The following is a 9,701-nucleotide window of genomic DNA, read 5'->3' on the forward strand; positions in this document are numbered from 1 at the left end:
TTATGTCAAGAATAGATCTAAATATCGTTGATCGTGGTGCAGAAGGTACCATTTGGACTGCAGAAGATATAGCATTAACAGCAGACAGTCTAGACAAAGTCGTTGAGCAAAAGACGGATAACTGTGCAGCTCTGAATTCCCTACCCACCCCATTTGCTCGTTTTTTTGTGGCACGTGAAGCATTTAGACGTGTCATGGAAGAAAATATGGATAAGGACAAAGAGGCGGGTTTAGCTTATACGCAAATGGTTTCAGACATCCTTGATGTGTATGAATTACTATTCAATTTGAAGTATCATAAAAATAACACTTGGAAAAATGGTGAAAAAATAGAAATAAGAGAATGGGACTTCAAAGAGAATCTGGAGATTATTAAGGAGAAAATGCCTATCCTTTATAACTCTGTTGTAGCATACTACCCAACAGATATCGTTGATGAAAAGCTGTATTTTCTAGTTTATACCGAAAATGGCAGAGAAATGTTGTTGGCATGTAGTTCGCCCATGACAGGTTTTGTTACTCCACCTGATCTTGACAAGATGACAATCGAAAAAGATGGAGTCAAGTCGCAGGCTTTTGTGGGTGAACAATATAAGAATCTTTGTATTCGGAGAAAATCGGGTGGGCAATACTTCTCTGACACCAAGTCTTTTATGGAGCGTGATGTTGATTTCAAAAACTATATGCACAACATTCTTTTTGGAACGGGTAACATAGATTCACGCTTTAAAACAATCAAAGACTTTATTAGAAGTTTCAAGGATAAGGACAATACGATTCGCAACGACAAAAACCCAAGAACAACATCGGTAAAGACCGACCAGAATGATGATTTAATAATCAATGGACTGAATATCAGACAATTAGACGAGATAGACGTAAATTCTTACTTTACTGACAATCTGATACGTATTCCATATCGCATCTCGAAAGATACTTTCTTGGGAGTAACATATCAAAATGATTCAGCTGATCGTGATTATGACTATCTGATGCCCTTTAAGAGCGACGTTGTTAACCTGTTCCCAAATGGGGCAATTGATGCTGATATTCATATAAATCGAAACTCAGTCACTGCTTTCTTACGTTACAATGGCAAAGAATACGAAAAGGAGTATGCTTTTAATCCATTCCGTGAAGGACAAGGTCAGATTGTTGATTTGAAGAAAGCGAAGATAAGTTTTGACCTTGGGCTATTCCCCAACATACTATCTTATAAAGAACAAGAGAATAATTACTTCAAAGTTCTTGTAGTTGCTGCAGATGAAGATCCAGAAGCTCCACATTTCAATATTGACCAGATATCTCTTTCATTCTTCAAGAATGGAACTTATATAGGAGAGGTTGAGCCAGAATTGGGTGCTAGTTATGGCACCTTGCCTGCAGTGGTACGTTCTAGGCAGAAGACTGACTTGGAAGAAAGTGGAACAAAGTTTTATGAACTATTCAATACTTCTTTCGATTTGATAGAGGTTACTGTCTTAGGTGATACAGGACTTCTACGTCCTGTATGGCAAACCAGTCAGGCAACAGATGTTACATTCACATATGCTGTAGACTTAGGTACATCCAATACATTTATGTCAAGATGTAAGAACGATGCTAACGGACAGCCAGACCTTGGTAGAAAGCCAGAACTCTTTAAGATGGAGCGACCAATGGTCTCCTTCATGCATGAGGTTCCTAATAATGATCAGTTCTCATTAGCAAGTAGAATAGAAGATTCAGTTTTCGCAAAGGCAAAGAAAAAGATTAAGACAGAGTTCTTGCCAGCTATTATTGATGGTGATTATTATAAGTTCCCAATTCGTACAGCTCTTTGCGGAATTCATAATAAGTCTCAAAAGCCTAGATTGTTTGATAACCACAATATCGCTTTCTTTTATGAGCGCATAATGGCAAATGATGATCAAGATGTCCATACTGACATTAAATGGGACAAGAACGAAGATCTGTTGCGCATTTTTGTTCGAGAATTATTGTTGATTATCAAATGTGATATATTGCAACGTAATGGTGACTTGGACCGTACAAAGTTAATTTGGTTCAGTCCATTAAGTTTCTCTGGCAATGAAAAGGCTATATATAATGATATATGGACATCAGAGCCAAAGAATATCCTATTTATTGAGCCTAATCAAATCAGACAGTATTCAGAATCTGAGGCTCCTTATTATTATTATAAGAAGAAGGATTACATTAAGGATTCTGAAGCTGTAACGGTAATTGATATTGGTGGTGGATCCACTGATTTTGTCTATTTCAGAGACAACCAACCTGTCGTGGCTAATTCTGTTCACTTTGGTTGTGATGTACTTTGGGAAAATGGATTTATTGAATTCCAAAATGAGCGTGAGAATGGCATATATAAGAAATATGCTGAAAATCTTCGTTTTGAAAGAAAAGATCTTGAAGAACTAAATGATTGCTTTAAAAGAGTGGATAGTTTGAAAACAAAAGACATCATTAACTTTTGGTTAAGTAACCATGAATATTGCAATATCACAAAATTCTTAAGGGATGATTTTAAGCCTGTCTTTATTTATCATCTCACCTCCATACTATATTACATGGCTAGTATGTATAAAGATAATCATCTAAAAACCCCACGCACGGTAGTATTTAGCGGAAATGGAAGTAAGTATATCGATAATTTTATCTCGTCAGATTCCAAAGTGCTCAAGAATATCATAGACTTGATATTCGAACGTGTATTTGGAGAAAAGTCAGATGTTAATTTGAAACTTCCAGAAGAGCGTAAAGAATCAACTTGTTATGGAGGCTTGTATCGTAATCCTAATGAAGAAAATGTAAGAGACATTGTATATCAAGGAGATTCTTCTAGAAAATATCAGAAGGTTAGTGACATAAATGATAATTTTGACTCACTAAAATCTATTCTGTTAAAAAAATATGAGGAACTCAATATGCTTTATAAGTCTGTCCTTGACCTGTTAAAGCAAGAGCGCATCATTGATGGTACTGCTGATACAACGAAGTATACCAGAGAGGCCCAAAAGGATATGGGTACACCGCTTACTACATATTACAAGTCTCAGGTCAAGGAAAAGTATGGCGAAGAAGTGTTCTATAATGACTCTGTATTCTTCCTTCCTGTAATTAATCGCATATTTGAATTGACAAAGATTTAAGTCATGATTGAAAATTCCTTTTATATTACCGTAGTATTTTCTATTGCGGTCTCATTGATATTTTTTACTTTACAGTATAGGTATTTTGTAGAGACGCGCAAATATTGTAACCTCTTTTATAATTTCTTTTATAAGGAGAATGAATATGAGGTTATTAAAGAAGAACTAGATGGGAATAAAGTACAACAATTAAAACTCGTAGGAGAGGAGGGCTCAGATTTAAACAAATTATTATCTGAGGTAAACCACTACGTTGCAAAAACAAAAGGCACAACGGATTTTGCGGTTATTCAAAATAAGGTTGAGCGCATGTTATCTATGCGCTATGAGCAGTCAGAGGCAAAACTGGCATTTCCCACCTATTTAGGTTTGATGGGTACCTTTTTAGGAGTGTTGATGGGTATTTTTATGTTTATTTGGGGATTTGACGGACAAGGAGATGTCAGAGACGATGCTATAAAAAACTTATTGATAGGAGTTTTAGTATCAATGTCTACTAGCTTCATCGGGCTTTTATTGACTACGATTAATAATGCTTTCATAAGTGAAGCCAAAAAAGGTGTTGAAGAAGATAAAAATGAATTTTATGACTTCGTTCAGACAGAACTGATGCCTTCATTGGACGTTAGTTTGGTCGCTGCTATTTCGAAACTCCATAATACCGTTAATCAGTTTGAACCCGCTTTTAATGGTGTGATTAATAGATTCCAAGGGACATTCGACAGGTGTACAAGGGCATTTGGTGAAAGCTTTGAAAGAAACGTTTTGACGGTATCGAATGCAGTGAAGACAATGGGTGAAAATATGGACAAGATTAATGAGAATATTGAATTACAGAAATCTGTCCTATCTAACTTTAAGTCTGATAAAGTTGCGAGAGGACTTGAAAAATACATTGAGGCAGCAGACCACTTTGTTGGAATTACCAAATCACTCAATAAGTTCGAGGAAGCTCGTCGCATGATGCTTGCAGCTACACAAGAGGTAATCAATTATCAGAACCAATATGCAGATTGGTTGCAGATTCCTCGTGAAATAGCCGTTCGAGTAAACAATATTTTGGATCGAATTAAGAATTTTGAAGAGAATATTGAACGAATTGGCGAAAAATTGGCAGAAAGAGAAATTTTGGGTAATGATGTTGTCAATGCTATTAGTGACCAAGTTAATGCTATAGAAAAGAAGAGTAAGATAGCAGATAAATATTTACAGCTAGCAGATGGTCAATTAGAGGATCTTTTCAAGGAACAAACAGCAGTAATAGACCAAATGAATCATCGATATAGAGCTGCTATACAAAATCATATAGATGGCTTTGAAGAGATGATGGATGAAGTTACAAGGGAATTAGAAAGACGCCATAGTATCTTTATTGATGCAATGGAAGAAAAACTCAATATCAATATAATACGTGAAGATTTCTCAAATTTAAAGAAATTGAGTGCAATTTTTGATGAAATTAAGGGCATTTCTGATGACGTATCAAGGTCAAATGATATATTGATTTCTATAAACAGGAAGCAGGATGTCAGTGAAAAAGTAGATAGTAGGAATCAGCAAAAAGTAAATGAGTATATTGAAAGAGATCTGCAAAGCAGAGAAGAAATCAGACAACTTCGCCAGAAAAACGAAGGCCTAAACAAAGATATAAAAGATTTGAATGAAAAAATCAGTAACCTTCTTACTGAAGTTCAAAAGCAAAAGGACTTACGTTATGAGCTGAGAGATAGATACCACAGGCCTTATACACAACCTTTAGATTGTCAATCTTTAGAACATATAGAAACAAAAGAAACGCCTTCTGGAAGTGAAATGACCACTTCTGCCAATAACTCAAATCACGAAACATTTCAAGTGAAAACAACACCATCAGATAGCGAGTCAAACGAAAGGGAAGAAGAGAAACTGGAAGATGTAAAACCAGGGAAGTGGTATAATTTGTGGAGGCTGTTAAAAAGAACTCATGAACAAAAAAACAAATAACGGCTCATTTTGGCCGAGTTATGTAGACATAATGACAACCCTATTTGCCATTATGCTAGTCCTTTTTGTCGTATCATATAGTCGATTTAAAAATAGGGAGGAACTATTAGAAAGTTTGGTAGATCAATATGAAAACATTATTACTGTTTACTCTACAGTAGGAAGCATTGATTCTACTGACTATTTCAATTATTTTCAAGAACATAAAAAGCATCTTTTTACAGTTGATGTTGAGTACCAAAGTAGAGCCTACAAAGTCAACGAATTGAAATTGGATACAATTGATAAAAGAGCGGCAGACAATAAAAGAGATAGTATAATAGCGGCAGGAAAATTAATCAAGAATACAATTCTACAACTCGAAAAATCAGAAGTTTTCAATTCAAATGGAAATCTTGAGGATAATATTAAATTTCTAGTTGTTATTGAGGGTCAATCATCAAGAGTGAAATTTGATAAAAATGATTGGGAAAACAACTTTACATTATCTTACCTAAGAGCTCAGTTCTTGAATGATTTCTGGAAAGCAAACGACGTCGACTTAGCAGCACTACCTAAATGTGAATTGATTATTTCAGGAAGCGGCGAAGGTGGTGTCCCCAGATATGTTCCAGATGACTATGAATTAAAAAGAACATCTAAATCAGACAAAGAATATAAAGAGAAATGGAATAAAATAGAAGAAAGGAATCAACGTTTCTTAATTCATATAGTCCCTGTTATTGGAAATATTGAACTTAAAAAGAATGAAATAGACGCATACAAAAAGAGGAAAGGAAGATAATGCAAAAACCAGGACGAAACATTAACGAGGAATATGAAAAGTTATTTGGCTCTGCTAAACGAATAAATCTTTTCGATACTGAAGAAGAATACAACGAACTTCGTCAGTTTATAGTTGATCAGTCTCAAGAAATATTTGTCTCAAGTATTCTCCCTTTTGATGGAATTGAAATAATATTAAGGAAAGATTCAAAGCGAAAAAGAGAACAAATAAACAAAAGTACAGCCAAAGAAGAATTGTCTCAACTAATAAGGTTTCTGCTAGACTACTCAAATCGTGAGATTTCTGAAACACATTTATCTTTATTGAACAGAAAAACCGACCAACCTAATCCAGAAAAGTCAGAGACTCAAGATAATGTAGTAACTCTGAAAGATACCGTAACAACTAACGTGGTAGATCCGATTAAAAGAGAACAAAAAAAACAGAATAATGTAAGGTTCCCAAAAGTTGAACGCACTCCACGTTATTACTACATATCACGTGATATGGGTAGTAGATCGTGCAATGCCAAAGGAATGTATGACAAGAATAATGATAAATTTATAATAAAGGAGGGAAGTAAGCTGGCTTATGAGGTAACTTCATCGTACAGATATACAGCCTCAGACATTAAAAGAAAGAAATTCATTCAAGAAAATTGTGTAGGTAAATATGATAATAAACTAAAGAGGGATGCGATATGCATTTCTCCCGATGAAGCTGCTTGTTTTGTTCTAGGAGAAAAAGCTAATGGCTGGGTAGAATGGAAAAGTAAGGATGGAAAATCTCTTGAAAGTTATATAAATAAAGTCTAAGAATGAAGAAGGTTATTATAATGTTTATAGCTTTTATTTTCGTGCTTGCATTTTTTATTGGCCAATGTAATGACGATTCGCAAAACATCTCCTATGAGGAGACTGCTGAACAGCAAATAGAGCAAAACAATATTGAGGAAAAAAGTAATGAATCTGACGAAGAACCTATTACCTCTATCGAAATTCCAAGTAGTCCTATAGATATACAAGAACTGATTCTAGTTCGTAAAGCATATACGGTATCTTATAATAAGGATACAAAATGTCCAAATTGGGTGGCATGGGAACTGACGTCTTCTCACGCTGATGGGGATTGCCCTCGATATAGCAAATACGATGAAGACATGGAAGTCCCTGCTCCGAGAGCGACTAACGAGGATTATCGTGGAAGTGGATGGACGCGCGGCCATATGTGTCCTGCTGGGGATAATAAGTGGGACGCAGAAGCTATGAGAGAATCGAATTTGTTATCAAATATGTGTCCTCAGCATGCAAGCCTAAATAGTGGACTTTGGAATGTTATAGAGCGTGATTGTCGTAAGTGGGCCGTCAAATATGGAGATGTCTATATTGTATGTGGACCAGTATTTTTGAATAAGGAGCACGAAACAATCGGAATGAATAAAGTAGTTGTTCCTGAAGCATTCTTTAAAGTTATACTTCGACTTACCCCAGAACCAGCAGCAATAGGTTTTATTGTGAGAAATAATGAGGGGAAAAAGAAAAAGGATCAATTTGTCAATACTGTGGACGATGTTGAACGAATAACAGGTATGGATTTTTTTCCTGCCTTGCCTGATAGTATTGAAAATAGTGTTGAAGCTACAGCAAGTTTATACAATTGGTAATGATGAAAAACCTCTACCCTTTCCTTGCAGCGATGTTGCTGCTTTGTTTGGCACCAATGCCGTATGGCTATTTCATGTTGGTGCGTTTTGTGATGATGGTGGCATTTGGCATCATGGCTTATCGCTATTATGTGGATAACAAGACGATAGCTTCTTATGTGTTTGGGGCATTGGCATTGTTATTCCAACCCATATACAAAATGGCATTAGGACGAGTGGTGTGGAACGTGGTGGATGTCATCGTAGCTCTGTTACTGATTGCAATGTTCATCATGGAATGGAAAAGAGCAAAAAGGAATTACGTAGCGTATAGACCTATCGCACCAGATGATAACCAAGGACTGGATGATAATCAATTTGAATTTCAGCTGAAGGGGAAACTGGATCCAAAGGAACTGGTATATGTGGCGAGTGAAGAGGACAAGGAACTTACTAACTTGTTTGAAACGAGGCCTGAGGTGCTTGAAGGATGGGGACAAATGATTGGGTTCCATATTGTCTATCTTCCTCTTCTGATAAAACGTCTTAAAGAGAAAAAGGTTCTGAGGTATCGTGCTCCATACTTGGGGGACGAAGCTATTAATAACATTTCTATTGGAAATGATTTCTTACTACAGTATCTGGACAATCCTGGTGACAAGGACAAATTGAAACATGGCTTTATCCGCACTGAGAATATTCATCGGGGAGAAGATGGAAAGGACAAAGCGACTAACCGATTCTACCCATTGTCGTCAAAGAATGGCGAGCCTCTGGCTGACCAATTGCATCGTATTGGGAAACAGATTTCTGCAGAGACCTACAGAGCGGGACACTATATTGAGGGAAAGGTACAAGAAGGGGGACATGACAAAGATGATACTGAGGAACTGATGGAGGAAGTTCGTGAAAGGATAGCAAAACTAAGACAAAGGGGAATTGCTGAATATCTCTTGGAACAATTAATCCATCCGGATGACAGATTAAGCCGTTTGATTGTAACAAAGGATTATCGTATCGTACTTCCTGACTATCAGAACTTGGAAATAAAGATGGAACCACTGGTGAAGGCTGTGTATTTGCTGTTCTTGAAGCATCCTGAAGGAATTCTTTTTAAACAATTGCCGGAATACAGGAATGAACTGACTCTGATTTACGAAAAGCTGCGTCCTACAGGTTTGACGGAGAGGGCGATACAGAGTATTGAGGATGTGACAAACCCTTTGCTGAACTCCATCAACGAGAAGTGTGCGAGAATACGAGGTGCCTTTGTAGGTGAGTTTGATGACTACATGGCAAAGTATTACTATATTGACGGTGCTCGTGGCGAAGCCAAGAAGATTTCTCTTCCTCGGGACATGGTGACGTGGGAGGAGGAAGAGGGCTGATGTAATAGGGCTGAGGTATGAAGTCAAAGGACTGCAGCAATCTTTCTGATTTTTTCCAAACGTTTCAAGAATGACTTGTCTTGTTTGGCCTTCTGCATATTGTAATCTGCCTGAAGACCAATCCAAATGGAGGCATTAGTACCCAAAGCGGCCTCTAATAACAAAGCATATTCTGTAGTTACAGGACGTTTGCCGTTTAGGATTTCATTGAATACGGTGTAAGATACGCCCATCTGCTGAGCCAACTCTTTTTGGGTAATTCCGCGAGCATTGATTTCGTCTTTGATCATCTCACCCGGATGTATCAGCATTGATGATGTCATATTATTGGCAGTCTTATTCTTAACCATGTTGTTTGTTGTATCCATACCTCATTTATTTATAATGATTTGATAATTCCATGATGTTGCATATTGTGACTATTGGTTCGTCGTCTGTTTCAGTCAGTGTGAATTCAACGCGATATTGATCATTGGCTTTTACAGAGAAACGTCCTTCTTTATCACCATGCAGCGCCTCAAAGTGTAACGACTTGAAGGGGAAAAGGTCTTCTTTGCGTTTTGCCTGAATCAGGTATTTCACAGCTTTTTGATATCCTCTGATTATTTGAGGTTGGAATCTCAGCTTCTTGATTCCTGTATCTCCCTTAGTGTAGAGCCTCTCCAAATAGTCTTCATTGAATGTTACAACCATGTTGCTTATTGCTATATCTGCCTGCAAAGGTAAATAAAAGAAATGAAATTCGCAAATAATCGAACCGCTTTTTTAAA

8 protein-coding genes are annotated in these 9,701 nt (G+C 36.8%); 6 read left to right on the forward strand and 2 right to left on the reverse strand.

The features are described from left to right. Positions 1-2: 2 nt before the first annotated feature. Genes BLU47_RS03755 through BLU47_RS14680 form a run of 6 tightly spaced genes read left to right on the forward strand, consistent with a single transcriptional unit; the run spans position 3 to position 8,931 of the window. Positions 3-3,152, forward strand: a complete 3,150-nt coding sequence (locus BLU47_RS03755) for a hypothetical protein (RefSeq protein ID WP_091958615.1) — start codon at positions 3-5, stop codon at positions 3,150-3,152. Between the two features lie 3 nt (positions 3,153-3,155). Beyond that, the gene (locus BLU47_RS03760; protein WP_091958618.1) at positions 3,156-5,135 is read left to right on the forward strand and encodes a hypothetical protein; all 1,980 of its coding nucleotides are present in this window, start codon (positions 3,156-3,158) and stop codon (positions 5,133-5,135) included. Then, positions 5,116-5,919 (forward strand): hypothetical protein, encoded by an 804-nt coding sequence (locus BLU47_RS03765; protein WP_091958620.1) that lies wholly within the window; start codon positions 5,116-5,118, stop codon positions 5,917-5,919. Before BLU47_RS03760 ends, BLU47_RS03765 begins: the two co-directional genes overlap by 20 nt. Continuing rightward, positions 5,919-6,716, forward strand: coding sequence for a DUF4357 domain-containing protein (locus BLU47_RS03770; protein ID WP_091958622.1), 798 nt, complete (start codon positions 5,919-5,921; stop codon positions 6,714-6,716). Before BLU47_RS03765 ends, BLU47_RS03770 begins: the two co-directional genes overlap by 1 nt. 2 nt (positions 6,717-6,718) lie before the next feature. Further along, positions 6,719-7,564 carry a DNA/RNA non-specific endonuclease gene (locus BLU47_RS03775; protein WP_091958624.1) on the forward strand — a complete coding sequence of 282 codons (846 nt, stop codon included), beginning with the start codon at positions 6,719-6,721 and terminating at the stop codon, positions 7,562-7,564. Further along, entirely contained in the window at positions 7,564-8,931 is a 1,368-nt protein-coding gene (locus BLU47_RS14680; protein WP_218131532.1) for a DUF6804 family protein, read from the forward strand. The genes BLU47_RS03775 and BLU47_RS14680 overlap by 1 nt, the downstream gene beginning before the upstream one ends. A gap of 23 nt (positions 8,932-8,954) precedes the next feature. Here the strand turns inward: BLU47_RS14680 and BLU47_RS03785 are convergent, their stop codons facing one another. Both BLU47_RS03785 and BLU47_RS03790 read right to left on the reverse strand, forming a co-directional pair. Then, a complete protein-coding gene (locus tag BLU47_RS03785) occupies positions 8,955-9,299 on the reverse strand; it encodes a HigA family addiction module antitoxin (protein WP_091958626.1) in 345 nt (114 codons plus the stop codon). 7 nt (positions 9,300-9,306) lie between these two features. Further along, positions 9,307-9,624: a type II toxin-antitoxin system RelE/ParE family toxin gene (locus tag BLU47_RS03790; RefSeq protein ID WP_091958628.1), complete on the reverse strand. Its 318-nt coding sequence runs from the start codon at positions 9,622-9,624 to the stop codon at positions 9,307-9,309. Positions 9,625-9,701: the final 77 nt, after the last annotated feature.

The sequence above is a fragment of the Prevotella sp. tc2-28 genome (genome assembly GCF_900107705.1).
GTDB lineage: Bacteria > Bacteroidota > Bacteroidia > Bacteroidales > Bacteroidaceae > Prevotella.

Bases quoted from the DNA above. Each gene is read 5' to 3' on its own strand.
- BLU47_RS03775 (WP_091958624.1), top strand. From the start codon at position 6,719: ATGAAGAAGGTTATTATAATGTTTATAGCTTTTATTTTCGTGCTTGCA.
- BLU47_RS03760 (WP_091958618.1), top strand. From the start codon at position 3,156: ATGATTGAAAATTCCTTTTATATTACCGTAGTATTTTCTATTGCGGTC.
- BLU47_RS03785 (WP_091958626.1), bottom strand. From the start codon at position 9,299: ATGGATACAACAAACAACATGGTTAAGAATAAGACTGCCAATAATATG.
- BLU47_RS03770 (WP_091958622.1), top strand. From the start codon at position 5,919: ATGCAAAAACCAGGACGAAACATTAACGAGGAATATGAAAAGTTATTT.
- BLU47_RS14680 (WP_218131532.1), top strand. From the start codon at position 7,564: ATGATGAAAAACCTCTACCCTTTCCTTGCAGCGATGTTGCTGCTTTGT.
- BLU47_RS03765 (WP_091958620.1), top strand. From the start codon at position 5,116: ATGAACAAAAAAACAAATAACGGCTCATTTTGGCCGAGTTATGTAGAC.
- BLU47_RS03790 (WP_091958628.1), bottom strand. From the start codon at position 9,624: ATGGTTGTAACATTCAATGAAGACTATTTGGAGAGGCTCTACACTAAG.
- BLU47_RS03755 (WP_091958615.1), top strand. From the start codon at position 3: ATGTCAAGAATAGATCTAAATATCGTTGATCGTGGTGCAGAAGGTACC.